The 25,412-nt window shown below is 73.7% G+C and carries 26 protein-coding genes and 1 riboswitch; of the genes, 10 read left to right on the top strand and 16 right to left on the bottom strand.

Annotated elements, in window-relative coordinates; genetic code table 11:
- Positions 1 to 257 (bottom strand): MoaD/ThiS family protein (locus ACFU74_RS04790; RefSeq protein WP_380751731.1); only part of this gene is annotated, 257 nt, incomplete at its 3' end.
- Positions 258 to 340: 83 nt separating this feature from the next.
- The gene (gene thrC, locus ACFU74_RS04785; protein WP_380751729.1) at positions 341 to 1,621 is read right to left on the bottom strand and encodes a threonine synthase; all 1,281 of its coding nucleotides are present in this window, start codon (positions 1,619 to 1,621) and stop codon (positions 341 to 343) included.
- Between the two features lie 15 nt (positions 1,622 to 1,636).
- Positions 1,637 to 1,767: riboswitch (SAM riboswitch) on the bottom strand.
- 160 nt (positions 1,768 to 1,927) lie between these two features.
- On the opposite strand from thrC, the gene ACFU74_RS04780 reads away from it, so the two are divergent.
- Together ACFU74_RS04780 and ACFU74_RS04775 are read left to right on the top strand one after the other, a co-directional pair.
- Positions 1,928 to 2,935: a glucosyl-3-phosphoglycerate synthase gene (locus ACFU74_RS04780; RefSeq protein ID WP_380751726.1), complete on the top strand. Its 1,008-nt coding sequence runs from the start codon at positions 1,928 to 1,930 to the stop codon at positions 2,933 to 2,935.
- 94 nt (positions 2,936 to 3,029) lie between these two features.
- Complete coding sequence (locus ACFU74_RS04775) at positions 3,030 to 4,499, top strand: trehalose-6-phosphate synthase (protein ID WP_380751723.1); 1,470 nt, start codon at positions 3,030 to 3,032, stop codon at positions 4,497 to 4,499.
- On the opposite strand, the gene otsB is transcribed toward ACFU74_RS04775, so the two are convergent.
- Together otsB and ACFU74_RS04765 are read right to left on the bottom strand one after the other, a co-directional pair.
- Positions 4,483 to 5,334, bottom strand: a complete 852-nt coding sequence (gene otsB, locus ACFU74_RS04770) for a trehalose-phosphatase (RefSeq protein ID WP_380751721.1) — start codon at positions 5,332 to 5,334, stop codon at positions 4,483 to 4,485. The two genes, ACFU74_RS04775 and otsB, sit on opposite strands and share 17 nt — an antisense overlap.
- Positions 5,335 to 5,389: 55 nt before the next feature.
- Positions 5,390 to 5,656, bottom strand: a complete 267-nt coding sequence (locus tag ACFU74_RS04765) for a DUF3263 domain-containing protein (protein ID WP_380751719.1) — start codon at positions 5,654 to 5,656, stop codon at positions 5,390 to 5,392.
- A 102-nt stretch (positions 5,657 to 5,758) separates the two neighbouring features.
- On the opposite strand from ACFU74_RS04765, the gene ACFU74_RS04760 reads away from it, so the two are divergent.
- Complete coding sequence (locus ACFU74_RS04760) at positions 5,759 to 6,109, top strand: cupin domain-containing protein (protein WP_380751716.1); 351 nt, start codon at positions 5,759 to 5,761, stop codon at positions 6,107 to 6,109.
- Between the two features lie 28 nt (positions 6,110 to 6,137).
- On the opposite strand, the gene ACFU74_RS04755 is transcribed toward ACFU74_RS04760, so the two are convergent.
- Entirely contained in the window at positions 6,138 to 7,421 is a 1,284-nt protein-coding gene (locus ACFU74_RS04755) for an extracellular solute-binding protein (RefSeq protein WP_380751713.1), read from the bottom strand.
- 351 nt (positions 7,422 to 7,772) lie between these two features.
- Between ACFU74_RS04755 and ACFU74_RS04750 the strand changes: the two genes are divergently transcribed.
- Together ACFU74_RS04750 and nagA are read left to right on the top strand one after the other, a co-directional pair.
- The gene (locus ACFU74_RS04750) at positions 7,773 to 8,720 is read left to right on the top strand and encodes an ROK family protein (RefSeq protein ID WP_380751710.1); all 948 of its coding nucleotides are present in this window, start codon (positions 7,773 to 7,775) and stop codon (positions 8,718 to 8,720) included.
- Positions 8,717 to 9,889, top strand: coding sequence for an N-acetylglucosamine-6-phosphate deacetylase (gene nagA / locus ACFU74_RS04745; RefSeq protein ID WP_380751708.1), 1,173 nt, complete (start codon positions 8,717 to 8,719; stop codon positions 9,887 to 9,889). Before ACFU74_RS04750 ends, nagA begins: the two co-directional genes overlap by 4 nt.
- A 143-nt stretch (positions 9,890 to 10,032) precedes the next feature.
- Here the strand turns inward: nagA and ACFU74_RS04740 are convergent, their stop codons facing one another.
- Together ACFU74_RS04740 and ACFU74_RS04735 are read right to left on the bottom strand one after the other, a co-directional pair.
- Complete coding sequence (locus ACFU74_RS04740; RefSeq protein ID WP_380751705.1) at positions 10,033 to 11,016, bottom strand: hypothetical protein; 984 nt, start codon at positions 11,014 to 11,016, stop codon at positions 10,033 to 10,035.
- Between the two features lie 161 nt (positions 11,017 to 11,177).
- Entirely contained in the window at positions 11,178 to 13,025 is a 1,848-nt protein-coding gene (locus ACFU74_RS04735) for a diguanylate cyclase domain-containing protein (RefSeq protein WP_380751702.1), read from the bottom strand.
- Positions 13,026 to 13,412: 387 nt separating this feature from the next.
- Between ACFU74_RS04735 and ACFU74_RS04730 the strand changes: the two genes are divergently transcribed.
- Complete coding sequence (locus tag ACFU74_RS04730) at positions 13,413 to 13,949, top strand: flavin reductase family protein (RefSeq protein WP_380751699.1); 537 nt, start codon at positions 13,413 to 13,415, stop codon at positions 13,947 to 13,949.
- Positions 13,950 to 13,963: 14 nt separating this feature from the next.
- On the opposite strand, the gene arfB is transcribed toward ACFU74_RS04730, so the two are convergent.
- Positions 13,964 to 14,398 carry an alternative ribosome rescue aminoacyl-tRNA hydrolase ArfB gene (arfB, locus tag ACFU74_RS04725; RefSeq protein ID WP_380751697.1) on the bottom strand — a complete coding sequence of 145 codons (435 nt, stop codon included), beginning with the start codon at positions 14,396 to 14,398 and terminating at the stop codon, positions 13,964 to 13,966.
- A 77-nt stretch (positions 14,399 to 14,475) separates the two neighbouring features.
- Here arfB and ACFU74_RS04720 point away from each other — a divergent pair, with 77 nt between their 5' ends.
- Together ACFU74_RS04720 and ACFU74_RS04715 are read left to right on the top strand one after the other, a co-directional pair.
- On the top strand, positions 14,476 to 14,964 hold the full coding sequence (locus ACFU74_RS04720; RefSeq protein WP_380751694.1) for a hypothetical protein: 489 nt from the start codon (positions 14,476 to 14,478) through the stop codon (positions 14,962 to 14,964).
- Between the two features lie 116 nt (positions 14,965 to 15,080).
- Complete coding sequence (locus ACFU74_RS04715) at positions 15,081 to 15,656, top strand: TerD family protein (RefSeq protein ID WP_380751691.1); 576 nt, start codon at positions 15,081 to 15,083, stop codon at positions 15,654 to 15,656.
- An 83-nt stretch (positions 15,657 to 15,739) separates the two neighbouring features.
- Here the strand turns inward: ACFU74_RS04715 and ACFU74_RS04710 are convergent, their stop codons facing one another.
- The 7 genes from ACFU74_RS04710 to ACFU74_RS04680 form a co-directional block, all read right to left on the bottom strand.
- A complete protein-coding gene (locus ACFU74_RS04710) occupies positions 15,740 to 16,834 on the bottom strand; it encodes a hypothetical protein (protein ID WP_380751688.1) in 1,095 nt (364 codons plus the stop codon).
- A 123-nt stretch (positions 16,835 to 16,957) separates the two neighbouring features.
- Complete coding sequence (locus ACFU74_RS04705) at positions 16,958 to 17,452, bottom strand: DUF3180 domain-containing protein (RefSeq protein WP_380751685.1); 495 nt, start codon at positions 17,450 to 17,452, stop codon at positions 16,958 to 16,960.
- A gap of 193 nt (positions 17,453 to 17,645) precedes the next feature.
- Positions 17,646 to 18,245 carry a 2-amino-4-hydroxy-6-hydroxymethyldihydropteridine diphosphokinase gene (gene folK, locus ACFU74_RS04700; protein ID WP_380751682.1) on the bottom strand — a complete coding sequence of 200 codons (600 nt, stop codon included), beginning with the start codon at positions 18,243 to 18,245 and terminating at the stop codon, positions 17,646 to 17,648.
- A gap of 58 nt (positions 18,246 to 18,303) precedes the next feature.
- The gene (gene folB, locus ACFU74_RS04695) at positions 18,304 to 18,663 is read right to left on the bottom strand and encodes a dihydroneopterin aldolase (protein ID WP_030309935.1); all 360 of its coding nucleotides are present in this window, start codon (positions 18,661 to 18,663) and stop codon (positions 18,304 to 18,306) included.
- Between the two features lie 258 nt (positions 18,664 to 18,921).
- Positions 18,922 to 19,422 carry a nuclear transport factor 2 family protein gene (locus ACFU74_RS04690; protein ID WP_380295698.1) on the bottom strand — a complete coding sequence of 167 codons (501 nt, stop codon included), beginning with the start codon at positions 19,420 to 19,422 and terminating at the stop codon, positions 18,922 to 18,924.
- A 24-nt stretch (positions 19,423 to 19,446) separates the two neighbouring features.
- Complete coding sequence (folP, locus tag ACFU74_RS04685) at positions 19,447 to 20,319, bottom strand: dihydropteroate synthase (protein WP_380751679.1); 873 nt, start codon at positions 20,317 to 20,319, stop codon at positions 19,447 to 19,449.
- Between the two features lie 112 nt (positions 20,320 to 20,431).
- Positions 20,432 to 22,270, bottom strand: a complete 1,839-nt coding sequence (locus ACFU74_RS04680) for a phosphatidylglycerol lysyltransferase domain-containing protein (RefSeq protein ID WP_380751676.1) — start codon at positions 22,268 to 22,270, stop codon at positions 20,432 to 20,434.
- A gap of 377 nt (positions 22,271 to 22,647) precedes the next feature.
- Between ACFU74_RS04680 and ACFU74_RS04675 the strand changes: the two genes are divergently transcribed.
- Positions 22,648 to 23,802 carry an alpha/beta hydrolase gene (locus ACFU74_RS04675; RefSeq protein WP_380751673.1) on the top strand — a complete coding sequence of 385 codons (1,155 nt, stop codon included), beginning with the start codon at positions 22,648 to 22,650 and terminating at the stop codon, positions 23,800 to 23,802.
- A gap of 127 nt (positions 23,803 to 23,929) precedes the next feature.
- Positions 23,930 to 24,745: a ferritin-like domain-containing protein gene (locus tag ACFU74_RS04670; RefSeq protein WP_380751671.1), complete on the top strand. Its 816-nt coding sequence runs from the start codon at positions 23,930 to 23,932 to the stop codon at positions 24,743 to 24,745.
- Here the strand turns inward: ACFU74_RS04670 and folE are convergent.
- Entirely contained in the window at positions 24,732 to 25,337 is a 606-nt protein-coding gene (gene folE, locus ACFU74_RS04665) for a GTP cyclohydrolase I FolE (protein ID WP_380751668.1), read from the bottom strand. The two genes, ACFU74_RS04670 and folE, sit on opposite strands and share 14 nt — an antisense overlap.
- Between the last annotated feature and the right edge of the window lie 75 nt (positions 25,338 to 25,412).

Genomic DNA, 25,412 nt, shown 5'->3' with positions numbered 1-25,412 from the left:
GGGATGATCGAGATGTTCGCGCCGTCCTTGATCTCCGTCGCCAGGCCCTCGGCGAAGCGCACGTCGTCGTCGTTCACGTAGACGTTGACGAAGCGGCGCAGCTTGCCGGTGTCGTCCAGGATGCGCGCGGCGATCCCGGCGTGGTTCTTCTCCAGGTCGGCGATGACCTCGCCGAGCGTGGCGCCCTCGGCGGGCACCTCGCTGGCGCCGCCGGTGTAGGTGCGCAGGATGGTCGGGATTCGGACGTTGGCGCTCATGGGGGTCTCCTCGTTGCGGGGCGCGCGGGGCGGGGCGGGGACGGGCGGGTGGAGCCTGCGGGGGGGGGGCGGGGGCCCGGGGGTCAGGCGGTGGCCAGGCCGGCGTCCCGGAAGGACTCCAGGGTCGGCCGGATCACGGCGGTCATCCCGGCGTCCGAGACCGCGTCGAGGGTCTTCAGGCCGTCACCGGTGTTGATCGCGACGGTCTCCTTCGACGGGTCCAGCTGACCGGTCTCGACCAGCTTCTTGAGCACGCCGATCGTCACGCCGCCCGCGGTCTCCGCGAAGATGCCCTCGGTGCGGGCCAGCAGCCGGATCGCGGCCACGACCTCCTCGTCCGTCACGTCCTCCACCGCGCCGCCGGTGCGCCGGGCGATGTCCAGCACGTACGGGCCGTCGGCCGGGTTGCCGATCGCCAGCGACTTGGCGATGGTGTCCGGCTTGACCGGCCGGATCACGTCGTGGCCGGCCTTGAACGCGGCCGAGACCGGCGAGCAGCCCGCCGCCTGGGCGCCGAAGATCCGGTACGGCCGGTCCTCGACCAGGCCGAGCTTGATCAGCTCCTGCAGGCCCTTGTCGATCTTGGTGAGCTGCGAGCCCGAGGCGATCGGGATCACGATCTGCTCCGGCAGCCGCCAGCCCAGCTGCTCGCAGATCTCGTAGGCGAGCGTCTTGGAGCCCTCGCCGTAGTACGGCCGCAGGTTGACGTTGACGAAGCCCCAGCCCTCGCCGGCCGGGTCGCCGATCAGCTCCGAGCAGAACCGGTTCACGTCGTCGTAGTTGCCCTGGATGCCGACCAGCTCGCCGCCGTACACCCCGGCCATCACGACCTTGCCCTGCTCCAGGTCGTGCGGGATGAACACGCAGGACCGGAAGCCCGCCCTGGCCGCCGCCGCGCCCACCGCGCCGGCCAGGTTGCCGGTCGAGGAGCAGGACAGCGTGGTGTAGCCGAACGCGCGGGCCGCCTCGATGGCGCAGGCCACCACGCGGTCCTTGAAGGAGTGGGTCGGGTTGCCGGAGTCGTCCTTGACGTGCAGCTGCGCGGTGAAGCCCAGCTCACGGCCCAGGTTGTCGGCCTTCACCAGCGGGGTCCACCCCGGGTTGAGGTTCGGCTTGGACGCGACGTCGGCGGGCACCGGCAGCAGCGGCGCGTAGCGCCAGATGGAGGCGGGACCGGCCTCGATCCGCTTGCGCAGCTCCTCGGCGCCCTCGCTGCCGAACTCGTAGGCGATCTCCAGCGGGCCGAAGCACTCCAGGCAGGCGAAGCTGGGGCCGAGCGGGAACCTGGTGCCGCATTCCCGACAGGAAAGCTGGGCGGCGGGACCGAGGTCGACGGTGACGGGTGCGGCGGTGTCGATAGCCATGAGTGGAGGCCTCTCTCCTCATCTTCCCCGTGACGCGGTCGCGCCCGGGCCGGAATTGGCACCTGTCCCGCCGGGGCATATGCCGACCGCGCGAGAAGGTTGCCGGGACGTCAACGGGCCGTTCCCTCAGTCCCTCTGGATGAGCTCTGTGAAGTTGTGGTCCTGCTCAGCGGCGACCCCGGCGTGCGAAGGTCCGACCGCTGTACGAAGACTGTATCCGAAGGCGTCAACCCCGAACGGCACCGTCCGCCACGCGAGATGCCCCGTCCCACGGACCCCGTACCCGACCCCGCCGAGGAGAGCACCTTGCCCGCCGAACCGACCCCCGAGCTCCTCCCCGAGACGGCGTCCTGGCTGCGCCGTCGCTCGTGGAGCGCGGCCGACCGCCCGGTGCACACCCTGCCGGCGGCCAAGCGGGCGCTCGGCCCGGCCGGCACGGTCAGCGTCGTGCTGCCCGCGCTGGACGAGGAGGCCACCGTCGGCGAGATCGTCCGGGTCATCCGCCGCGAGCTGATGGAGCGGCTGCCGCTGGTCGACGAGCTGGTGGTGGTCGACTCCGGCTCCGCCGACGCCACCGCCGCGGTCGCCGCCGAGGCGGGCGCCACCGTGGTCCACCGCGACGCGATCCTGCCCCGGCTGCCCGCCGCCCCCGGCAAGGGCGAGGTGCTCTGGCGCTCGCTGCTGGTCACCCGCGGCGAGATCGTCTGCTTCGTCGACGCCGACCTGCGCGAGTTCGACCCCGCCCTGGTCTCCGGCATCATCGGCCCGCTGCTCACCGAGCCGGACATCCAGCTGGTCAAGGCGATGTACGACCGGCCGCTGGAGACCGACGGCGCGGTCGTGCCGGCCGGCGGCGGCCGGGTCACCGAGCTGGTCGCCCGCCCGCTGCTCAACCTGCACTGGCCGGAACTCGCCGGTTTCGTCCAGCCGCTCGGCGGTGAGTACGCCGCCCGGCGCTCGCTGCTCGAACGGCTGCCCTTCCCCACCGGGTACGGCGTCGAGCTCGGCCTGCTGGTCGACGCCCTGGAGACGGTCGGCCTGGACGCGCTCGCCCAGGTGGACGTCGGCGTGCGCCACCACCGCCACCAGGACGGCCAGGCGCTCGGCCGGATGGCCGCCACCATCTACCGCACCGCGCTGGAACGGCTCGACCGCACCCACCGGCTCAAGGCCTCCGCCGATCTGGTCCACCCGCGGCTCACCCAGTTCACCCGCGACCCGGGCACCCGCGCCTTCACCGCCCACACCCACCCCGTCACCGCCACCGAACGCCCCCCGATGCACACCGTCCCCGAGTACGCCACCCGGCGCTGACGGGCCCTGTCCCGTGGGCCGGCCCGGGTCCGCCCTGACGCACGAGACGGGCCCGACGGGTTTGCCGCCCCGGACCCCCGGCAACCAACCAACCATGGGCCCTGACACGACCGAGCGTTCGAATCCGACCGGCGCCGCCGCCGTCCTGGTGGCGTCCAACCGGGGGCCGGTGTCCTTCGGCACCGCGGACGACGGCACGCTGACCCTCCGCAGAGGCGGCGGAGGCCTGGTCTCCGGGCTCTCCGCCATCGACGACCCGGACGCCGTCTGGGTCTGCGCCGCCCTCTCCGACGCCGACCGACGAGCCGCCCGGGAGGCCCCGGACGGCCGCCTCGACCGGGCCGGCCACGATGTCGGCGGGCAGGCCGTGCGGATGCTGGACATAGACCCGGAGACCTTCGCCCGCGCCTACAACGGCATCGCCAACTCGACCCTCTGGTTCGTCCACCACCTGCTCTGGAACACCCCGACCGCCCCCGCCTTCGACGCCGGCTTCCGCACCGAGTGGGAGGCCTACACCGCCTACAACGCCGCCTTCGCCGAGGCGCTCGCCGCCGAGGCCGCCCCCGGCGCCGCCGTCCTGGTGCAGGACTACCACCTCTCACTGGTCCCGGCGCTGCTCCGGGCCGCCCGCCCCGACCTGCGGATCGGCCACTTCTCGCACACCCCCTGGGCGCCGCCCGAGTACCTGCGGCTGCTGCCCGACGACATCGCCGCCACCGTCCTCACCGGCATCCTCGGCGCCGACCGGGCGGGCTTCCTGACCCGCCGCTGGGCGCTCGCCTTCGCCGACTGCTGCGAACGGTTCCTCGGCGCGGCGGTCGACCGCGAGGCGCTCACCGTCACGTACGCCGGCCGCACCACCGCGCTCGGCGTGCACGGCCTCGGCGCCGACGCCGGCTTCCTGCGCGAACGCGCCCACCGCCCGGACGTCGAGGAGCGGCTCGCCGCCCTGCGCACCGCCGTCGGCGAGCGCCGCACCGTGGTGCGGGTCGACCGCACCGAACTGAGCAAGAACATCGTCCGCGGCTTCCTGGCCTACCGGCACCTGCTGCGCACCCGCCCCGAGTGGCGCGACCGGGTGGTGCACATCGCCTTCGCCTACCCGTCCCGCACCGACCTCGCCGAGTACCGCGCCTACACCGAGCAGGTGCGGGCGCTGGCCGCCGAGATCGTCGCGGAGTTCGGCACGCCGGACTGGACGCCGCTGATCCTGCACGTCGACGACGACTTCCCGCGTTCGCTGGCCGCCTACCGGATGGCCGACGTGGCCCTGGTCAACCCGATCCGGGACGGCATGAACCTGGTCGCCAAGGAGGTCCCGGTGGTCTCCGACGGGGGCTGCGCGCTCGTCCTGTCCCGGGAGGCCGGCGCGCACGCCGAACTCGGCGAGGACGCGCTGAGCGTCAACCCGTACGACATCGTGGCCACCGCCGAAGCGCTGCACGCCGGGCTCACCATGCCGGCCGGCGAGCGAGCCGACCGCACCAAGCGGCTGGCCGCCGCCTCGACGGCGCTGCCGCCCCAGCAGTGGTTCCTGGACCAGCTCAACGCCCTGCGCTGAGCTCCTCCCCCAGCGCGCCGAGCAGTTCCACCACGCCGGCCGGGCCCTGGACCACCAGGTCCGCCCGGTCGGCGAGCTCGCGAACCGGCGCGTCCGGCACGTCGCCCACCGCGCCGCTGCACACCAGCAGCCCGGCCAGGCCCTCGCCGCGCAGCTTCTCCACCGCCGCGAAGGCCGGGACGTCCCCCAGGTCGTCGCCCGCGTAGAGCACCGAGCGGGCGCCGCGCTCGCGCAGCAGCCCGGTCAGCGCCGCCCCCTTGTCCACCCCCGGCGGCCGCAGCTCCAGCACCAGCCGTCCCGGTTCCACCACCAGCCCGTGCCCGGCCGCCAGCCCCTCCAGCGGCCCGCGCAGCAGCTCGAACGCGGCGGCCGGGGCGGCGGCGCGCCGAGTGTGCACGGCCACCGAGCGGCCCTTGTCCTCCACCGAGGTGCCCTCCGGCGCCCCGAGCTCCGCCAGCAGCCGCGGCAGCCGCTCGCGCACCGCGGCCACGCCCGGGTGCGGCGGCGGCGCGGTCAGCGCGCCGCCCTCCCAGCGCTCCGCGCCGTAGTGCCCGAGCACCACCACCCCGGCGAGGCCGGCGAGCCCGCCGTACTCCACGGCCAGCTCGGCCGGGCGGCCGGTCACCACGGCGACCGTGCCGACGTGCGGTGCCAGCGCGCGCAGCGCGGGCACCACGCCCGGGTGCGCCCTGGCCCGGCTCGGGTCGGGGACGATCGGTGCCAGCGTCCCGTCGAAGTCGAGGGCGATCACGGCGTCGCGCGGTGCGGCGAGCAGCGCCGCCAGCCCCGCGCGCCCGGCATCCGTCAGCGGTCGCGTCATCTCGGCAAGGCCCATGCCTGGCACCGTACCCACCCCGGCCCGAGGTCACCCGTCGGGCCGTGCCGCCCGGCTAGCGGGCCGCCCGGCGGGCGTCCCGCACCCGGCGCAGCCGGTTGACCAGGACCGGCGCGTGCGCCAGCGCCTCCGGCCGGTCCAGCAGGGCGTTCAGCAGCTGGTAGTACCGGGTGCTGGAGAGCCCCAGCTCCTCCCGGACGGCGCGCTCCTTGGCGCCGGCCGTCCGCCAGGAGCGGGCCTCCAGCGCCAGCACGGCCCGGTCCCGCTCGTCCAGGCCGCCGGGCGCGCCCGGCTCCGGTGCCGTCTCCTCGTCCGCGCCCATCGGGCCCACCTCCGTCCATCGCTACGGAGTGTCATTCTCCCCCGCGGACCCGACACACTCTGCGTCCTGTGCGGCCCCGGGCCGGCCGCTAGCGTCGGCCCCATGACCAGCATGCCGACCACCGCCTTCGCCCTGCACGTCCCGACCGCCGCACTCGTCCCCGACCCGCTCGACCCGGCGCAGATCGTCTCCGGGACCCCCGAGGTGTCCGCCCTGGTGCTCACCGGGTCCGCCGCCGGGGAGAGCGGCGTCTGGCAGATCACCCCGGGCGTGGCCACCGACGTCGAGGCGGACGAGGTGTTCACGGTGCTGAGCGGCCGGGCCACCGTCGAGGTCGAGGGCGGCCCGACGCTGGAGCTCGGCCCGGGCGTCTGCGGGGTGCTGCGGGCGGGCGACCGCACCACCTGGACCGTGCACGAGACGCTCCGCAAGGTCTACACGATCAGCTACTGACGCCCGCGGACGCCCGCCCGGCCCGGACTCACTTGCGGAGCCGGGCCGCCTCCTTGACCGCCGCCTGCTGGAGCTCCTCCAGCACCGGCCTGGCGTCGCCGGTCACCGCCGGACCGATGCCGGCCTTGATCCGGTTGGAGACCTCCACCCAGGCCGGGTCGCCGAACGGGTAGAAGCTCGCGTTGCCCAGGCCCGCCGCGAACTGCTTGAGGTCCTCGTGCCCGGGGTCCTCGGTCATCGCGTCGAAGGCGTCCTGGGTGACCGGCAGCAGGTTGTAGGTCTCGTCGAACTTGAGCTGGTTCTCCTTCGTGTAGACGAAGGAGAGGAAGCTGCGGATCTCGTTCCGGTGCCCGTTGGCCTTGAACGCCATCATCCAGTCGGCCACCCCGAGGCTGCCGGTCTTCGCCAGGCCGTCCTTCTTCGGGATCGGCGCGGTGCCGAAGTCGATCCCGCCCTTGGCCGCCATCCGCAGCAGTGTCGGGTGGCCGTTGAGCATCGCCACCTTGCCGGCCGCGAAGTCGCTGAACACCGGGGTGCGATTCATCTTGCCGGGCTCGGGGTAGGTCAGACCGGTGGTGACCAGATTGGTCCTCAGCCAGTTGAAGGTGGCCTGGTTCTGGGAGCTGTCGATGGTGTAGTTGCCGACGTCGTCGGAGAGGCTGCCACCGCCGCTCAGCGTCCAGAGCATCGACTCGGCGGGCGCCTCCTCGGGCCCGAGCGGCAGCCCGTACGGCACCACGCCCGGGACCTTGGCCTTGATCTTCTCGGCGGCCGCCTTGAGCTCGTTCCAGGTGGCCGGCGGCTGGGTGACACCGGCCTTCTGGAAGACCGCCTTGTTGTAGAAGAGCACCCGGGAGGAGGAGACGAAGGGGATGCCGTACGGCGTGCCGAGCACCTGCCCCGCGTGCGAGAACGACTCCTTGAGGTTGGCCTGGGTCTCCAGCGAGAGCACGTCCGCGGCGGGGTACAGCCGGTCGGCGGCGACCTGGTCGGCGAAGCCGCCGGTCTGCACCAGGTCGGGCGACTTGCCGCTGCGCACCAGGTCGTCGACCCGCTTGCCGATGTCGGTCCAGCTCGACACCTCGACGTTCACCCTGATCCCCGGGTTGGCGGCCTCGAAGCGGCGGGCGAGGTCGTCCCAGTACAGCTTGGAGCTGGTCTCCGCGCTCTCGCCGTAGTCGGCCGCGACCAGCCTGAGGGTGACGGGGCCGTCGTCCTGGCCGCCGCAGCCGGTGAGCACCAGTGCTCCGGCCAGGGTTCCGGCCAGCACGACGCCGAACGACCGGGTGGGGACCTGGGCGCGTCTGTCCAACGCGGGTACCGCCTTCGAGGGGGATCCTGGGGTGGAACGAACCGGATCGGAGGGGGGCGGATCCGGCCGTGGGAGGCCGCAAGGGTGCCAAACCGGGCACACGGTGGTCCACACCTCCGGGGCCCGGACGCCGGGTAGTTATCGAAGTGCGGGAGTTGTTGCGCAGCACGCAACGAAATCCGCGGATCCGACCCGCCAAACCCGTCCCCGCCTCCACCCGGGGGCCCGTCGAGGGGTTCGCGCAAAGTGCCTCACACCGCACGCTTCTGCGACAAAGCTCACCCCTTTGGACCAGACCAATCCGACAACTGGACTAGACCTCTTAGACCTGGTCAAGGGAAACTGTCCTCCGTGAAGCACGTCATCGCACTCGATGTGGGGGGCACCGGCATGAAAGCCGCGCTGCTCGCCCAGGACGGCTCCGTGCTGTTCGAAGCACGCCGCCCGACCGGGCGGGAGCACGGCACGGACGCCGTGGTCGCCGCCATCCTCGACTTCGCCGCCGACCTGGCGGACGAAGGCCGCAGCCGTTTCGGCGCCGCGCCCCTTGCGGCGGGTGTCGCCGTCCCGGGGACGATCGACGAGAAGCACGGCATCGCGGTCTTCTCCGCCAACCTCGGCTGGCGCGACCTGCCGCTGCGCAAGCTGCTCGGTGAGCGCCTGGCCGGTCCGGACGGCAGCACGATGCCGGTCGCGCTGGGCCATGACGTGCGCACCGGCGGCCTCGCCGAGGGCCGGCTCGGCGGCGGCCGGGGCGTCGGGCGCTTCCTGTTCATCGCCCTCGGCACCGGCATCGCCGGCGCCATCGGCATCGACGGCCGGATCGAGGGCGGCGCCCACGGCTACGGCGGCGAGATCGGCCACGTGGTGGTCCGCCCCGGCGGGCCGCAGTGCGGCTGCGGCGCCCGCGGCTGCCTGGAGACCCTCGCCTCCGCCTCCGCCGTCTCCCGCGCCTGGGCCGAGGCCGTGGGCGACCCCGACGCCGACGCGGCATCCTGCGCCGTCGCGGTGGACGCCGGGGATCCGCGCGCGGTCGAGGTCTGGCGGAACGCGGTGGACGCCCTGGCCGACGGCATCGTCCTCGCCCAGAGCCTGCTCGACCCGTCCCGGGTCATCGTCGGCGGCGGGCTGGCCGAGGCCGGGGACACCCTCTTCACCCCGCTGCGGGCGGCGGTCACCGAGCGGCTGACCTTCCAGATGCCCCCCGAGATCGTTCCCGCCATGCTCAAAGACACCGCCGCGTCACTGGGCGCGGGCCTGCTCGCCTGGGATCTGCTCTCCATGGAGGTGACCGCGTGACCGCGGACCGACTCGCACTGACCGGCGCCCGGCTGGTCCTGCCCGGAGGCGTCGTCGAGGGCGACCGCCTCGCCGTCGAGGGCGACCGGATCGCCGCTCTCGGCGGCTCCGCCACGCCCGGCGACCTCGACCTCACCGGCTACACCGTGGTCCCCGGCTTCGTCGACCTGCACGTGCACGGCGGCGGCGGCGCGTCCTACTCCTCCGGCATCGCCGAGGAGGCCCTCCAGGTCGCCCGCACCCACCTGGAGCACGGCACCACCACCACGGTCGCCTCCACCGTCACCGGCGAGATCGACGACCTGGCCCGCCAGGCGTCCGTGCTCTCCGAGCTCGTCGAGGACGGCGTCCTCGCCGGCATCCACTTCGAGGGCCCGTTCATCTCGCACAACCGCTGCGGCGCCCACCGCCCCGACCTGCTGCGCGACCCCGACCCGGCGCTGGTGCGCAAGCTGGTCGACGCCGCCCGCGGGCACGCCAGGATGGTCACCCTGGCGCCCGAGCTGCCCGGCGGCCTCGACTCCGTGCGGATGCTCGCCGACCTCGGCGTGATCGCCGCCGTCGGCCACACCGACTCCGACTACGCCAAGACGCTGGAGGCCATCGAGGCCGGCGCCACCGTCGCCACCCACCTGTTCAACGCCATGCCCGGCATCGCCCACCGCGCGCCCGGCCCGATCGTGGCGCTGCTGGAGGACGAGCGGGTCACCGTCGAGCTGATCAACGACGGCGTCCACCTGCACCCGTCCGTGCTCGACCTCGCCTACGGCACCGCCGGCGCCTCCCGGGTCGCCCTGATCACCGACGCCATGGGCGCGGCCGGCATGGGCGACGGCCTCTACCCGCTCGGCCCGCTCCAGGTCGAGGTCAAGGACGGCGTGGCGCGACTGGTCGAGGGCGGCGCGATCGCCGGCTCGACGCTCACCCTGGACGTGGCGTTCAAGCGCTCGGTGACGGTCAACGGCCTCGCCCTGAACCAGGCCGTCGAGTCGCTCTCCACCGTCCCGGCCCGGCTGCTCGGCCTCGCCGACCGGATCGGCAGCCTGGAGCCCGGCAAGCTCGCCGACCTCGCCGTCCTCGACTCCACGACCTACGACCTGGTCGCCGTGATGCGCCGCGGCGAGTGGATCACCGGCGGCGACCGCTTCGCCCCGATCGCGGCCGCCTGACCGACCCCGGCCCCGCAGACGACACGGCCGCCCGCTCCCCTCGGGGAACGGGCGGCTGTTGTTCGCCCGCCCGCCTCCGGCACGGGGCTCGGGGCGGGGTCGCCCGCCCGTCTCCCGCACGGGGCTCGGGGCGGGCCGCGGGACTACGCCGCCTCCAGCACCACCTGGTCGATCAGGATCGTGCCGCTGCCCGGCGGCAGCGAGATCACGATGGTGTTGGTCCCCGCCTGCATCGGCGGGGTTATGTAGGTGTTGAACCAGGAGGAGGCGGGCTCCTTGCCCGGCGAGTAGTTCTTCAGGTTCGCGCCGCTCGGCCAGTCCTTGCCGTTGACCGCCATGGTCGCCCGGACGTCGGCGCCCGGGTTGTTGTAGTGCACGGTGAACTTGTACGTACCCGCCGCCGCCAGGTCGCCGGTCCAGGTGACCGTCCCTCCCGGGTTGAGCGTCAGGTAGCTGCCGTCGGCCGACTTGGTGCCCTTGACGGTGTTCGCCGACGGCGCGTTCTGCCCCTGGAGCTGACTGGCGTCCACCGGGCCGAGACCGCCGGCGGCGGTGGCCGAGGGGGTGGCCGACGCGGCGGCGCCCGTCGGGTCGGCGCTCCCGGTGGCGCCGCCCGGGGTGGCCGGGGCGCTCGCCGCGGTGGTACCGCCCTTGGCCTCCTCGTCCTTGCCTCCGTCGGCACCGCCGGACAGCGCGATGCCGGCGCCGATCGCGATGGCCGCGACCACGGCGACCGCGCCGATCACCGCGCCCTTGCCCCGGCCGCCGCTCGGCGGCCGCTCCTCGCCAGGCTGCGGGCGGGAGTGCTCGGCGTAGCGGGTCTGCTGGGTCGGGGCGGAGCCGAAGTCGCCCTGCGGCGGGTACGGCTGCTGCGGCTGGGTCTGCGGGTAGCCGGGCTGCGGCGGGTAGGGCTGCTGCGGGCGCGGCGGCTGGCCGTACTGGGCGCGGCCGACCTCCATCGGTCGGCTGTAGGGCGTGCGCGGCACACCCTGCTGCGGCTCGGCCGGCTGACCGGAGCCGCCGTCGGCCGGACGGTAGAGGTAGCCGAAGGGATCGTCGTCCTGCGGGGCGCCGTCCTCCGGGCCCTGGGGCGCTCCGCTGCTGCCGGCGGTGGTCACGGTGGTCAACTCCCCCATCGCGGTCGCGCCGCCGGGCTGCCGTGCCGTCGGCGCTGGTCGTGGTCGCTCGTACCCCGGAACCCTACCTGCCGCCGCGGACGCCCCGAAAAGACCCCTTGACAACCGGCGGGTAACCGCCCGCCCCGGACGCTCCCGGAAGGAGCCGCGCGCTAGCCGGCCCGCCGGTGCGAGCGCTCGCCGCGGGCCCCGCGCACCGCGCCGCCGCGGGCCCGCTTCTCGTCGTACATCCGCTCGTCCGCGGTGTGCAGGACCTCTTCGATGCTCATCCCGCAGCCGGCCCAGCCGATGCCGAGGCTGACGCCGACCCGCATCCCCCGCCCGTCTATCCGCATCGGCGGGATGATCGCGTTGCGCAGCCGGTGGGCGAGGTCCTTCGCCTCGTCGCGGCCGATGCCGTCGGCGAGCACCACGAACTCGTCGCCGCCGAGCCTGGCCACCGTGTCGCCGTCGCGCACGGCCGCGCTGAGCCGGCGGGCGACCTCGACCAGGACGGCGTCGCCGGCGTTGTGCCCGAACCGGTCGTTGATCGACTTGAAGCCGTCGAGGTCGCAGAAGATCACCGCGAGCCCCTTCTCCACGGAGGCCACCGCGGAGCCCGAGCGGAACGGGCCGGAGCGCAGCTCCCCGCCCGGACCGTGGTCGGCCGGGACCACCGCGTGCACGTGCTCGCCGTACCCGTTCGCCCCGGTGGCCGCGCCGTCGACGGCGGGCGCCGGGAATCCGTCCGGCGGGCGGTGGCCGGGCACCGCCTCCGGGCCGTCGTGGCCGGCCGCACGGTAGGAGTCGCCGAACAGGCTCTCCGGGTAGCCGGCCGCGCCGTACCCGCCGCTCCCGTACCCGGCGCCGTACCCCGTGCCGTCGTGGCCGGTGTCGGCGGGACCGCCCTGGTGCCCGGCGGCGACGGCCTCCTGCGGCTGTCCGCAGAGCCGGCGCCCCAGTCTGGCCTTGAGCTCGGCGCCGTTCGGCAGGCCGGTGAGCGCGTCGTGGCTGGCCCGGTGGGCGAGCTGCAGTTCGTGCCGCTTGCGGTCCTCGATGTCCTCGACGTGGGTGAGCAGGAAGCTCGGGCCCTCGGCGGCGTCGGCCACGATCGAGTTCCGCAGGCACACCCACTGGTAGCCGCCGTCCCGGCGGGAGAGTCGCAGTTCCGCCCGGCCGCTCTCGGCGCTGGTGCGCTCCAGCAGCGCCCGGTCGTCCGGGTGGACGAGGTCGGCGAAGCTCTGCTGGCGCAGCACCGCCCGGGGGCGGCCGAGCAGGCGACAGAGCGCGTCGTTGACGCGGGTCAGCTGGCCGCGCCCGGCGCCGTGCAGTTCGGTGATGGCCATCCCGCTGGGGGCGTACTCGAAGGCCTGGCGGAAGCTCTCCTCGCTGGCCCGCAGCGCCTGCTGCTCCTTCTCCAGGCGGGCCAGCGCGCGTTGCATCTCGGCGCGCAGCCGGGCGTTGCCGATCGCGATGGAGGCCTGGAGGGAGAACATCTCCAGGGCTTCGCGGGTCCAGGCGCCGGGGCGCTTGCCGCTGCGCGGGCGGTCCACCGAGAGGACGCCGAGCAGGTCGCCGCCGGCGCTGTACATCGGGGCGAGCAGGCCGTCGGCGGGGTGCCAGTCATTGGCGTAGACGGGCATCGGACCGTCCCCGATCCAGCGCGGGATGTCGCTGGCGACCGCCCAGCCGCGGTCGTAGGGGAGGAAGCGCAGGGTGCCCCAGTGGTCGCTGACGCCGAGCAGCCGGTCCCAGGACTCGCGGGAGCCGACCTGGCCGAGCAGGACGGCGGGGCCGCCCATGGCGCTCTCCTCCAGCTCCCAGACGGCCGCCACCACGAGGTCGCCGTCCGGCCGCACCAGGCTGACCGCGGCGGCGTCGAAACCGAGTCCGTGCACCGCGCCCTCGACCACGGCCTGCAGCGTGCCCGCCAGGCTGCGGGCAGCGTTGAGGTCCGCCACGACCCGGTGCAAGGTGCGGAGGGTCGCGAGACGGACGTACGGCTCCGACTCGGCTTCCATGCGGGGGCTCCCCGGCTGCTTCGGATAGGTCTTGATTGGTTATCGTCCGATTGCCAGAAGAACTGAATCACAGGGAGCACAGCGTTCGGCACGCTCGGTCAGCAATAGGTCAGCACTTGTGACTTAAATCACACAAGACTAATGCACCCTTAATCAGTTCATCCGTCCCATATCGGGACAGAGAAGCCCATCGGCACATATCCCGTGGTCGGCCGCGAGGCCCCTCGGCTGTAGCCGACTGACCCCGGGCAGGCCCTCCCCTTCACTCCTCGGAGTGACTCCGGGCGCGGACCGTAACCTTTCCCCGGCCCCGGCGGGCCGAACGGAAACTGCGCCGCTGGTCCTACGACCAGGGCCCGATGTCGCTTCCCCCGGCCGCGGGCTACCGTGCGGTACGTGTACCCGTCCCCGCAGCCCGAAGCTGCCTCCCGAGCGACCCCCGACGAGTTCCGGGCGGCGCTCTCCCAGCTCGCCGCCGGTGTGAGCCTGGTGACCGTCCACGACCCGGACGACGGGGAGGACATCGGCATGACCGCCACGTCCTTCCTCTCCGTGTCGCTGGAGCCGCCGCTGGTCCTGATCTCCGTCCGGGAGGACTCCCGGATGGACGAGGTGCTCTCCCGGACCGACACCTGGGCCGTCTCCCTGCTGTCGGAGGGCCAGAAGGCGCTCGGCTCGCGGTTCGCCATGAAGGGCCGGCTCAGCGACCGGCTGCTGTTCGCCGACGCCGCGCACCACCGCGGCCCGCACAGCGGAGCCCCGCTGATCGACGGCGCGCTCGCCACCGTGGAGTGCCGCACCGAGCAGCGGATAGCCGCCGGTGACCACACCCTGCTGCTCGGCCGCGTCCTGGAGGCCACCGTCCCCGACCCGGGCGGCCGCCCCCTGCTCTACTTCCGCGGCGGCTACCGCACCCTGGGCTGAACGCCGGACCCGGCCTACTGCTCGCCGCGCGGGGCGCGCCGCCCCTGCTTCAGCTCGGAGCGGTGCCGCTTGTTGGAGAGCCGGCGCTCGACCATGCCCCGACTGGGCCTGGTCGCCCGGCGCGTCTTCGGCGGCGGCGCGGTCGCCTCGCCGAGCAGCGAGGCCAGCCGGGCCGCGGCGACCTCCCGGTTGCGCCACTGCGAGCGGTGCTCGGAGGCCCGGACCACCAGCACCCGCCCGTCCACCAGCCGGCCCGCCAGCCGCTCCAGGGCGCGCTGCTTCCACACCTCGGGCAGCGCGGCGGAGGCCGCCAGGTCGTAGCGCAGCTCGACCTGGGTGTCGGAGGTGTTGACGTGCTGGCCGCCGGGGCCGGAGGAACGCGAGAAGCGCCAGACGAGCTCGGCGTCCGGGACGACCACCGACCCCCGTACGCGGATGGGCTCGGGCATGCGCCCATCATCCCGCGCCGGGCCACGCCGGTCACCCGGTTATCCGGCCAGGACCGGACAGCCCCGACAATGTCCGTGTGATCGAGCTCGGCTACTCCCTCTCCAACCGCTTCCCCGACCCCCCGCAGACCGACTACCGGACCGCGGGCGTGCGCGAACTGCGGTACGACCTGTTCTGCGGCGACGTCTACCTCGACGCCGAGGGCGCGGAACTGTCCACAGCCTGGGGATGGGTCCCGGTGCTGGACTTCGCCTGGGCGCTGTGCGACATCGTCGAGGAACTCGACCGCGACCCGGCCGGCGGCCGCGCGGCCCGGGTGCAGACCGCGGACCTCGACTTCACCCAGAACACCGAGCTGCTGCGCTTCGCCCGCCGCTTCAACTGGGTCGAGGTCACCGCCACCTGGCTGCCCGACGAGCCGCCCGCCGTGGTGCGCCACGGCGACCTGCGCCGCGAAGCGCGCGACTTCCTCCAGGACACCCTCGCCGACCTCTTCGACATGCACCCGGACCTCGCCGACAACCCGGCGGTCTGGGAGCTCCAGGGCCGGTTCCGACGGGTCTGACGGGGGAATACCCAAAACCTTGCCAACGGGCCGAAAAGGCCCGGCCGCGCGGAACCATCTCCGCAGGTTCCCGCGTTATCCCCGGCAACAAGCAAATCGAAGGGACTGCACACACCATGCCAGTGAGCCTCTCCAAGGGTGGCAACGTCTCGCTGACCAAGGAGGCCCCCGGCCTGACCGCGGTCACCGTCGGCCTCGGCTGGGACGTCCGCACCACCACCGGCGCCGAGTTCGACCTGGACGCCAGCGCGATCGTGCTGAACGCGGACGGAAAGGTGCTGTCCAACAGCCACTTCGTCTTCTTCAACAACACCAGCACCCCGGACAACACCGTCGTCCACACCGGTGACAACCGCACCGGCGAGGGCGCCGGCGACGACGAGGCGATCAACGTCAACCTCGCCTCGCTGCCGGCCGAGGCCGCCCGGATCACCTTCCCGGTCTCGATCTACGACGCCGTCACCCGGTCCCAGAACTTCGGCCAGGTCCGCAACGCCTACATCCGCGTGGCGAACGCCGCCGGCGGCGCCGAGATCGCCCGCTACGACCTCTCCGAGGACGCCGCCACCGAGACCGCCATGATCTTCGGCGAGCTCTACCGCAACGGCGCCGAGTGGAAGTTCCGCGCGGTCGGCCAGGGCTACGCCTCCGGCCTGGCCGGCATCGCCCAGGACTTCGGCGTCCAGATCTGACGCTCCCGCACCCGCGGGCCGTCCGGCGCCCGTCCCGCCACCCGGCGGGGCGGGCGCCGCGCCGTTTCCGGGGCCCGCCGCCGCTACCGGGAGGCGCGCAGCTCGGGGACCTCGATCTGCTCGGTCTCGTCGTGCGGGGTCAGGTCGACCACCCCGGGGGCGGTGTCCTGGACCTGCGGCAGCACCTGGGTCTCCGCCTCCGCGGCCGCCGCCCGCACCACGGGCCGCTCCCGGGTCTGCTCCTGTGCCTGCTCCAGCGCCTGGGCGGCGATCGCCTCGTCGCCGACCACGTCCGCCAGGTCCGCCCGCTCGCCCAGTTCCTCGACGCTGCGCACGGCCGGCGCCGGAGCCGCCGGGCGGACCGCCGCACCGGAACCGCGGCCGAAGAAGCTGAAGCCCTGCGGACGCGGGGCCGGGGAGGCCGCCGGACGCGGACGCTGCCGCTCGGCCGCCCGCACCGGCGGCACGGCGGGCACCCCGCCGAGCTGGCCGACGGTCGCCGTCAGCACCGGCCGGGCCGTAGCCGCCGGAACCTCCGGCGCGGACGTGGTCGCGGGCGCCGTCCGCGCCCGCAGCGCGACCTCCGCACCCGCCGCGCGCTCCGCCTCCCGGCGGGCCTCCTGCTCCCGCTGCGCCTCCTGCTGCTGCGCCCGCCGCTCCAGTTGCCGCAGGACGGCCGCCGCGCGGACGTACGCGGCCGGGCTGGCCGGGTACCGGGGCCGGCTCGCGGCGAGCGCCCGCTGGGCCGCCTCGGCCTCCTTGAGCGCCTGCTCGGCGACCGTCACGGCCCGCTCCTTGAGCAGCCGGGCGATCTCGGTCTCGGCCTTCGCCAGCCGGGACTTCTCGGCGGTCAGCCGCCGCCCGAACCGGGTGGCCCGCTCCTCGGCTACCTCGGCCGCGTACTCGGCCTCGGCGAGCTGCTCCTCGAACTGCTCCTCGGCCCGCAGCCGCTGCGCGACGGAGACCTCGGCCGCCGCCCGCGCGGCCCGGTCGCGCTGGCGCAGCAGGACGGCGAAACCGAGCGTGGCGAGCACCGCGGCCACACCCACCGAGCGGACCAGCGAGGTGTCCTGACTGAAAAGCAGCGCCCCCAGTGCGGCGACGATGAGCACGCCGGCGGCGGTGGGGGGAAAGACCCGGCCGAGGACGGAGGAATGACGGTGGCGTCCGCGAGACATGCTCAAGAAACTAGCGTGCGAATTGGGGCCGTGTCAGCCCAGGGTCCGGTTCGGCCCTTGACAGCGCGCCGGTTTTACCGGACGCATCCGGAAAATCACTCAAGATCACCGAAAAAGAGCTGGTCAGCGGTGGGTGGCCGCCGGTCCGTGGCCGCCCGGGTCGTCGTGGTTCTCCGGCAGCCGGCAGACGTGCTGCAGCCAGAGCGCCGCCGCGATCACGGCCGCGCCGGCCAGCACCGCGAAGCCGGCGGTGATCGCCTGGTCCTTGCGGGCCGGCACGTCCAGCTCGCCCAGCAGATGGATCCCGGCGCCCGCGTAGACGCCGGTGACCACCGCCGAGACCAGCGCGCTGGCCTGTCCGAGCACCACCGCCCGGGCCGCGCCCAGCGGGTCCACCCGCTTCGCCCCGGGCTGCCGCTCACGCGCCGCCTTGAGCCGCGAGCGCAGCGAGATCGCGGTCGCGAGCAGGATCACCGCCACCGCGGCCAGCACCACCGGCGCCGCGCCCGGCACCGCGGGCAGCGTGTCCAGCGAGGCCCACAGCTTGGCGCCGGCCCAGGACAGCGCCGTCGCGGCGGCGGTGATGCCGATCAGCAGACGGAGGCGAAGTGGCTTCACTCGGACGAGGTCCTTTCCCGGGCGGCGGGTACGGCGGCGTCAGGCCACCGTACCGGGCCCCGGCCCGGGGGGTCCCGGACCGGGGCGGACACCTATGGGTACGGCCGGCGGCCCCGTGCGAGTTCCCCGGCCTGCGCGGATCCGGCGTACGGGGCCCGGCGTGCGGGGGCCGGTGCGCGGGGCCCGGCCGCGGCTACTCCGGCAGGGTCAGCCGGATGTCGTCGCGCCGCCGGACGCCCTGGGCGTCCGGGCCGCCGAGCGCCGCCAGCAGCCCGGCCACCGGGCCGTGGCCGGGCAGCTCGGCGTCCGGCTGGGCGTCCAGCCACGGGGCGAGCACGAAGGCCCGCTCGTGCGAGCGCGGGTGCGGCAGCAGCAGCTGCGGGTCGTCGCTGACGACGCCCTCGTAGGCCAGGATGTCGACGTCCAGGGTGCGCGGGCCCCAGTGGACGGTGCGCACCCGGCCGAAGGCGTCCTCGATCGCGTTGCCGCGCTCCAGCAGGTCGCGGGGCGGCAGCGAGGTGCGGAGGACCACCACCGCGTTGTAGTAGGCGGGCTGCTCGGCGGGGCCGCCCACGGCGTCCGTCTCGTACACCGCGGAGACGGCCTCGACCTTCAGCCCGGGCGTGTCGGCGAGGGCGTCCACGGCCCCTTGCAGGGTGTCCAGGCGGTTGCCGAGGTTGGAGCCGAGGGCGATCACGGCGAAGCGCTGGCTGTGCAGGGTGGTGTCGACCGAGTCCACCCGCTGCTCCAGGTCGAAGGCGCTCGGCGCGGCGGTCGGGTCACTTGCGGTCATCGGACTTCCCCTATGGCTTGGACGGGCCCTGCGGCGGGCACCGGCCGGACGGTGCGGGTCATCCGCGGGTCCGGTGGATGGTCACGGTCACGTCGTCGAACGGCACGGTGATCGGGGCGTCCGGCTTGTGCACGGTGACCTCGACCTCCTCCACCGGCTCGTGCTTCAGGCACTGGTCCGCGATCCGCTGGGCCAGGGTCTCGATCAGCTCGACCGGCTCACCGGCGATGATCGCGGTGACCTCCTCGGCCACGATGCCGTAGTGCGCCGTACGGGTCAGGTCGTCGCCCGCGGCGGCGGGGCGGGTGTCCAGGTACAGCACCAGGTCCACCACGAAGGTCTGGCCCTCGGCCCGCTCGCGCTCGAAGACGCCGTGGTGGCCGCGGGCACGCAGGCCCCGCAGAGTGACGCGGTCCAGCAAACGAATCACTGCTCCCAGTCGGACGGGCCCCGCCCCGGACAAGCGTGGCGGACGGGGCGGGGACGGGCGTCGCGCCCGCCGCTGACCTTTTCGAATCTACCCGCGCGCGCCGACAACACCTGACCGTCCTACCCGGCACGAACCGTCGCCACGCACACCGGAATGGCGATTGACGTGAACGTTCGGTGACCAGTCGGGAATTCCCCGGCCACCACCCGGCCACCTTTTCCGGCGATTTCCCGCCGGAGCCGGGAATCAGTCCTCGTCGTCCTCGTCGGCGCTGGTCAGAACGGGTGAACCGTGGTGCGACCAGAGTTTCCACCCGGCCGGGGTGCGCCGGAAGAGATTGGTCGACACGACCTTTCCGCCGACCAGCGGCCCCAGCTCGCCCTCCTGTTCGGCCTCGCCGCCGGAAAGGATGTTCTCGGTGCACGTGACAAGGGCCACATCGCCGTGCACCTCCGCCTCCTCGTCGGTGAGGATGAACTGGATGTACTCGGTGTTCGCCATGATCAGCATGTACGACCGGGTCACCTGGGCCCGTCCGCGCAGCACCGGCCACCCGGGGTGGACGCAGACCACGCCCCCCTTGTCGTCCGCCTCGCCGGCGCCCAGCCAGGCGTCCTCGACCGCCGCGAGGTCGCCGGTCTCCAACGCCTCGTAGAGCGCCCGGTTGGCGGCCAGGACCGCCTCCCGGTCCGCCCCGCCGGCCCGTCGGCCCGCCGTCTCCCCGCTCAACCTGCCGTCACCCGCCATGACCCTCCCGTCTTCGCCAAGCGCTCACCCCTGCCGGGCGGCGCGCTGCCAGGCCGCGACCACCCGGACGGCATCCGCCGTGCCGGACACGTCGTGCACCCGCACCGCCCAGGCGCCGGCCCGAGCCGACAGCACCGACACCGCGGCGGTCGCGTCGTCGCGCTCCCGGGCCGGGCGCGGTTCCCCGGTTTGCGGGTCGGCGAGCAGCGTACCCAGGAACCGCTTGCGCGATGCGGCGACCAGCACCGGGCGGCCCAGCGCGGTGAGCGCGTCCAGCCGGCCGAGCAGCGCCCAGTTGTGCGCGGAGGTCTTGGCGAAGCCCAGCCCCGGGTCGAGGATCAGCTGCTCCTCCTTGACCCCGGCGGCCAGCAGCGCCTCGACCCGGGCGGCGAGTTCGCCGACCACGTCGGCCACCACGTCGTCGTAGACGGCCAGCCGGTCCATGTCGGCGGACTGCCCGCGCCAGTGCATCACCACGAACGGCGCGCCGGTCTCGGCCACCACCCGGGCCATCGCCGGGTCCGCCAGGCCGCCGGAGACGTCGTTGACGACCAGCGCCCCGGCCGCGACGGCCTGCTCGGCCACCGAGGCCCGCATGGTGTCGACGGAGACCGCCACCCCGGCGGCGGCCAGCTCCCGGACCACCGGGACGACCCGGCGCAGCTCCTCCTCCTCGGGGACGCGCTGCGATCCGGGGCGGGTGGACTCGCCGCCGACGTCGACCAGGTCGGCACCCCGGGCGCGCAGCGCGAGCCCGTGGGCGATCGCCTTGGCGGGGTCGTGCCACAGCCCGCCGTCCGAGAAGGAGTCGGGGGTCACGTTGACCACGCCCATGACGGCGCAGCGGTCGAGCCGCGGCAGTCCGGGCGGCAGCGGGAAGGGCGCCGAATTGCTCATACCCCCATTATCTGACCGCCCCCGCCCGGCCACCCGGCACCCACCCCGGGGACGCGGCCGGCCCCCGCCGGGGAACGTCCTCGACGGGGGCCGGCGCGGTTCGCCGTACGGCTCAGGCGGCCTCCGAGACCTCCGGCCGGGCGCTGTCCGCCAGCAGCCCCTCGCGCTGCGGCTTCCGGCCGAGGCGGGGCATGCCCAGGGTGATGAAGGCCTCCGCCTGCATCGCGGCGAAGCCGATCCGGGGAAGGTCGCGGTTGTTCGGGAAGACCAGGAAGCGCGGCTCCCACTCCGGCTGGAACTTCGCGTTGAACTTGTACAGCGACTCGATCTGGAACCAGCGCGACAGGAAGACCAGCAGCCCGCGCCAGGCGCGCAGCACCGGGCCGGCGCCGATCCGCTCGCCGCGGGCCAGCGCCGAGCGGAACATCGCGAAGTTCAGCGACACCCGGCGCACCCCCATCGCCGGGACGGCCTGCAGCGCGGCGACGATCAGCAGCTCGTTCAGACCCGGGTCGGCCGCCCGGTCACGGCGCATCAGCTCCAGTGAGATGCCGTCCGTGCCCCAGGGCACGAAGTGCAGCACGGCCTTGAGGTCGTCGCCGCCCTCGCCCTCCTCGGGCGCCTTGTGGGCGGTGACCACCACGCAGTCGTCGTCGCCCGGGTCGCCGAACCGGCCGAGCGCCATCGAGAAGCCGCGCTCGGTGTCGGTGCCGCGCCAGCGGGCCGCGGCGTCGGCGATCCGCGCCTTCTCCTCGCGGGTCAGCTCGGCGACCCGGCGGACCTGGCAGGAGTAGCCGTTGCGCTCGATCCGCTTGACCATCTGGCGGACGTTGCGCATGGCCCGCCCGGAGAGCGAGAAGCTCGCGGTGTCGACGATCGCCTCGTCGCCCAGCTCCAGCGCGTCCAGTCCCGCCTCGCGGGTCCAGACCTCGCCGCCGACCTCGCTGCAGCCCATCACGGCCGGTACCCAGGCGTGCTCGCGGGCCTCCGCCATGAACACCTTGATCGCGCCGGGCCAGGCCTCGACGTCGCCGACCGGGTCGCCGGAGGCGAGCATGACGCCGGAGACCACCCGGTAGGAGATCGCCGCCTTGCCGGTGGGCGAGAACAGCACGCTCTTGTCCCGGCGCAGCGCGAAGTAGCCGAGCGAGTCGCGCTCGCCGTGCCGCTCCAGCAGCGCCCGGACCTTCTCCTCGTCCTCGGCGGTCAGCTCCGGCTTCGGCTTCTCCGGGCGCAGCGCCAGGTAGGTGGTGGTGAGGGCGGTGATCAGGCCCATCGCGCCGAGCAGGTAGCCGACCAGGTCCTCGATCCGGTCCGAGTTGTAGTGCACCGGGCCCTCGAAGCCGAACAGCCCGTAGACGACGTGCTCCAGCCGCTGGTACAGGCCCGGGTGCCCCAGCTCGTACTTGGTCCGGGTACTGACGATCAGCAGGCCGAGCAGGATTCCGACGGCCCCCAGCACGACCAGGTTGACCACGGCGCGCCAGCGGGTGCGGGGGTCGGCCTTGGCGTAGAACTCGCGCCGGTGGACCAGCATGACCGCGAACAGCACCAGCGAGATGACCGCCGGGCCGAGCTGGTGCCAGCGCAGCAGGTGGAGCGCCGCTCCGACCGGCAGCAGCACGCAGACCGCGCGCCAGGCGCGCCGCTTGCGCCGGCGCAGCGCGTGCGCGAGCAGCACCAGCAGCAGGCCGATCATCAGGGTGCCGGCGGCGGCCAGCGTGGTGGTGCCGCCGGGCAGCTGTCCGGCGAAGGTGTGCACCTTGGTGTGCCGGAGCTTGGGGAACACCGCGCTGGCGATGTCCACCAGCCCGATCAGCAGACAGGCGTAGCCGACCGCGCCGGGGAGCCAGGCCCTCGGAACGGCGGCCGCTTGGGTACGAAGCGTCTGCAGGCCGCGACGGCGCAGCGGCTGCTCGGGGCTCGGCTCAACGGACACGGGAACGCTCATGGGGATTCAGCGTAGAGGCTGCGTCGGGGTGTCCGGCCGCTCCTGGACGGGAGCCGTGATGGACCTTCATGCCTTTTCCTTCATCTGGCAATACGCACACCGAGGAACCGGCAACGAGGGGTGAACCGGCGCCCTGGGGGCACTGCGAATTGAGCCGAGGGGTGGGCGCCGGAGCCCCTCACCGCGTGGCGCGACGGGCCCCCGCGTACGTCCTACGTACGGTGGACGCCGCATTTTAGGGCGTCGGTTGCGTCTGGGCGCCGTCGGCCTCCCGGGGCCCTCCCGGCGTCCGGACAGCCTAGCCGCGGTGGCCCCCGCTGACGCACCGCCAGACGATGAAGCCTGCACCGACAGTGTCCCACCGGAAGGCCGACGGTATGGAACTGACCAGCGACGCGCTGATGAACTCGCTGCTTGCCCTGGGTTCGGCGGCGCTCCTCACCACCCTCTGGATCTGGCCCAGGCTGGCTCGACAGCGGCCGCTGCCGGTCCTCGGGCGGGTGGTGATGCTGACGGTGACTCAGGCCACCGTGCTGGCGGTGCTGGCGCTCAGCGTCAACAACGCGTTCGGCTTCTACACCTCATGGGACGACCTGCTCAGTCCCGGCGGCACCAAGCTCGCCCTCACCAGCAGCGAGAACCACAGGGGCGGCGTCCCGGCCGACGACACCCTGCTCGCGCCGACCGACGAGGGCGGCATGGAAACGGTGGGGGACCTGCCCAAAGGGGCACCCGAGGAGACCGGAAAGGTCGAGTCCGTCCGGATCAACGGCAAGGAGACCGGACTGTCCGATCAGATGTTCGTCTACCTGCCGCCGGAGTACTTCGACCCCAAGCTCGGCCTGACCCGCTTCCCGGTGCTGCTGGCCATCGCCGGCTACCCCGGCAGCACGCTCAATCTGATGAAGGACCTGCCGGTCATCCAGACCGCCGCGGAGCTCCAGCGCTCCGGGAGGATGCAGCCGTCGATCGTGGTGCTGGCCCGCCCGACCCTCGCCCCGCCGCGCAACACCGAGTGCGTGGACGTCGCCGGCGGGCCGCGCACCGAGACCTGGTTCACCAAGGACGTGCCCGAGGCGCTGCGCTCCGCCTACCGGATCGGCCGCTCCCCCGCCTCCTGGGGCGTCTTCGGCTACTCCACCGGCGGCAGCTGCGCGCTGCGGCTGGCGATGCGCTTCCCGTCCGTCTTCGGCAGCGCGGGCGGGCTGCACGCCGACTTCAAGGTCAACGAGGACCAGTTCACCGGCGGCAGCCTGTTCGGCGGGGACCGGTCGCTGGCCGAGCAGAGCGACCTCGCCTGGCGGCTGCAGAACCTGCCCGCCCCGGCGGTGTCGATGCTGGTGGTCTCCACCCGCAAGGAGGCCGACTACCCGCAGACCGTCCAGTTCGTCGAGCTGGCCCAGCAGGTCGCCGCCGCCAATCCGCAGTTCCAGGCGGAGTCGATGTACCTGGACGACGGCGGCCACAACTTCGAGAGCTGGGTGCGCGAGCTGCCCGCCTCGCTGGAGTGGATGGGCCACCACCTCGGCTGACCCCGGACGCCCCCAGGCGGGTGACTACCGGCGGGTCGGGCACGGTGCCCGCCGCAACGGGGGACGTATCTCGACCGCCCCGGCCGAACGACGGCCGGTGCCGTCCCGGATCCGGGCAGGAGGCCCCATGCTCAGCACCCGATCGCTCTTCGACGAGATCTACCGCAACGACGAGGCCTACCAGCTGTTCTGCAGCATCGCCGCCGGCGGCGAGGACCAGGGCGGGTGGGAGAACGAGCGGATCACCGAGCTCACCCGTGACCCGGTGCTCGCTCCGAAGATCGCCCGGCACGGCGCCGACGAGCGCAAGCACGGCCGGATCTTCGCCCAGCTGCTCCACAAGCGCGGCCTGCCGAAGGTCGACGTCCCCGCCGAGGCCGACTACTGCATGCTGCTGGAGCGCCAGGGCGTCGGCCTCGCCCACGAGCGGCTGACCACCACGGTCCCGCTCACCGACCGCGAGATCATCACCTACCTGGCGCACAGCCGGGTCACCGAGCAGCGCGCGGCCGAGCAGATGCGCCAGCTCGTCAAGGTCTACGGGGACAACCCCGACCTCGGCCGGGCGATGCGGATGATCTCGGCGGACGAGGACAACCACCTCGCCTACTGCCACGAGGAGCTGCTGCGGCTGGCCGCCGAGGGCCACGGACCGTACATCCGGCACGTGCTGGAGACCAGCGCGCGCGGCGAGATCCGCACCCACCGGGACGTCGGCCTGGCGGTGACGTCCCGGATGGCGCGGATCCTTCGGTGGCCGCGCTGGCAGCTGGCCGTGGTCACGGCCGGCGTGCACGCGCTCTACCTGTACGACCTGCTGTACGGCTGGCGGCGGATGGTGCGGCTGCGGATGCCCGAGCGCCGCAACGCGCTGGGCACCCCGGCGCCGCCGCACACCGAACACGGGCACGAGCCCGGGCTGGACCCGGTCAGCGACCGATGATCAGGCTCATCGCCTCGGCCCGGGTGGCCGGGTCGCGCAGCTGGCCGCGCACGCAGGAGGTGATGGTCTTGGCACCGGGCTTGCGGATGCCGCGCATCGACATGCACATGTGCTCGCACTCGACCACGACGATCGCCCCGCGCGGCTCCAGGATCCGCATCAGCGCGTCGGCGACCTGGCTGGTGAGCCGCTCCTGCACCTGCGGCCGGCGGGCGTAGACGTCGACCAGCCGGGCCAGCTTGGACAGACCGGTGATCTTGCCGTTGGTGGACGGGATGTACCCGACGTGCGCGACGCCGCGGAACGGCACCAGGTGGTGCTCGCAGACGGAGGTCAGCTCGATGTCCTTGACCAGCACCATCTCGTCGTGGCCGAGGTCGAAGGTGGTGGTCAGGACGTCCTCGGGCTCCTGCCAGAGACCCGCGAATATCTCCTTGTAGGCGCGCGCCACCCGGGCCGGCGTCTCCAGCAGCCCCTCGCGGTCCGGGTCCTCGCCGACGGCCAGCAGCAGCTCGCGGATCGCGTTCTCAGCCCGCTTCTGGTCGAAGGTGCCGACGGCGGGCGGGCCGTCGAGCGTCACCGGGTCGATCATGCGGGCCTCGCTAACTGGTTGACGAACAAGGGTTGAACAGCACGGATGCCGCGCCTCCAGGGTACAAACCCCGGT

The sequence above is a fragment of the Kitasatospora sp. NPDC057500 genome (genome assembly GCF_042802195.1).
Taxonomy (GTDB): Bacteria; Actinomycetota; Actinomycetes; order Streptomycetales; family Streptomycetaceae; genus Kitasatospora.
This window is presented reverse-complemented; position numbering and strand designations above follow the sequence as displayed.

What these genes read in the sequence shown, in the direction of transcription:
- ACFU74_RS04675 (WP_380751673.1), top strand. Translation starts at nt 22,648, where the DNA reads ATGGAACTGACCAGCGACGCGCTGATGAACTCGCTGCTTGCCCTGGGT.
- ACFU74_RS04760 (WP_380751716.1), top strand. Translation starts at nt 5,759, where the DNA reads ATGACCAGCATGCCGACCACCGCCTTCGCCCTGCACGTCCCGACCGCC.
- ACFU74_RS04710 (WP_380751688.1), bottom strand. Translation starts at nt 16,834, where the DNA reads ATGTCTCGCGGACGCCACCGTCATTCCTCCGTCCTCGGCCGGGTCTTT.
- ACFU74_RS04775 (WP_380751723.1), top strand. Translation starts at nt 3,030, where the DNA reads ATGGGCCCTGACACGACCGAGCGTTCGAATCCGACCGGCGCCGCCGCC.
- ACFU74_RS04715 (WP_380751691.1), top strand. Translation starts at nt 15,081, where the DNA reads ATGCCAGTGAGCCTCTCCAAGGGTGGCAACGTCTCGCTGACCAAGGAG.
- ACFU74_RS04765 (WP_380751719.1), bottom strand. Translation starts at nt 5,656, where the DNA reads ATGGGCGCGGACGAGGAGACGGCACCGGAGCCGGGCGCGCCCGGCGGC.
- ACFU74_RS04670 (WP_380751671.1), top strand. Translation starts at nt 23,930, where the DNA reads ATGCTCAGCACCCGATCGCTCTTCGACGAGATCTACCGCAACGACGAG.
- folP (WP_380751679.1), bottom strand. Translation starts at nt 20,319, where the DNA reads ATGAGCAATTCGGCGCCCTTCCCGCTGCCGCCCGGACTGCCGCGGCTC.
- otsB (WP_380751721.1), bottom strand. Translation starts at nt 5,334, where the DNA reads ATGGGCCTTGCCGAGATGACGCGACCGCTGACGGATGCCGGGCGCGCG.
- folE (WP_380751668.1), bottom strand. Translation starts at nt 25,337, where the DNA reads ATGATCGACCCGGTGACGCTCGACGGCCCGCCCGCCGTCGGCACCTTC.
- ACFU74_RS04690 (WP_380295698.1), bottom strand. Translation starts at nt 19,422, where the DNA reads ATGGCGGGTGACGGCAGGTTGAGCGGGGAGACGGCGGGCCGACGGGCC.
- ACFU74_RS04680 (WP_380751676.1), bottom strand. Translation starts at nt 22,270, where the DNA reads ATGAGCGTTCCCGTGTCCGTTGAGCCGAGCCCCGAGCAGCCGCTGCGC.
- arfB (WP_380751697.1), bottom strand. Translation starts at nt 14,398, where the DNA reads ATGCCCGAGCCCATCCGCGTACGGGGGTCGGTGGTCGTCCCGGACGCC.
- ACFU74_RS04735 (WP_380751702.1), bottom strand. Translation starts at nt 13,025, where the DNA reads ATGGAAGCCGAGTCGGAGCCGTACGTCCGTCTCGCGACCCTCCGCACC.
- thrC (WP_380751729.1), bottom strand. Translation starts at nt 1,621, where the DNA reads ATGGCTATCGACACCGCCGCACCCGTCACCGTCGACCTCGGTCCCGCC.
- folK (WP_380751682.1), bottom strand. Translation starts at nt 18,245, where the DNA reads ATGACCGCAAGTGACCCGACCGCCGCGCCGAGCGCCTTCGACCTGGAG.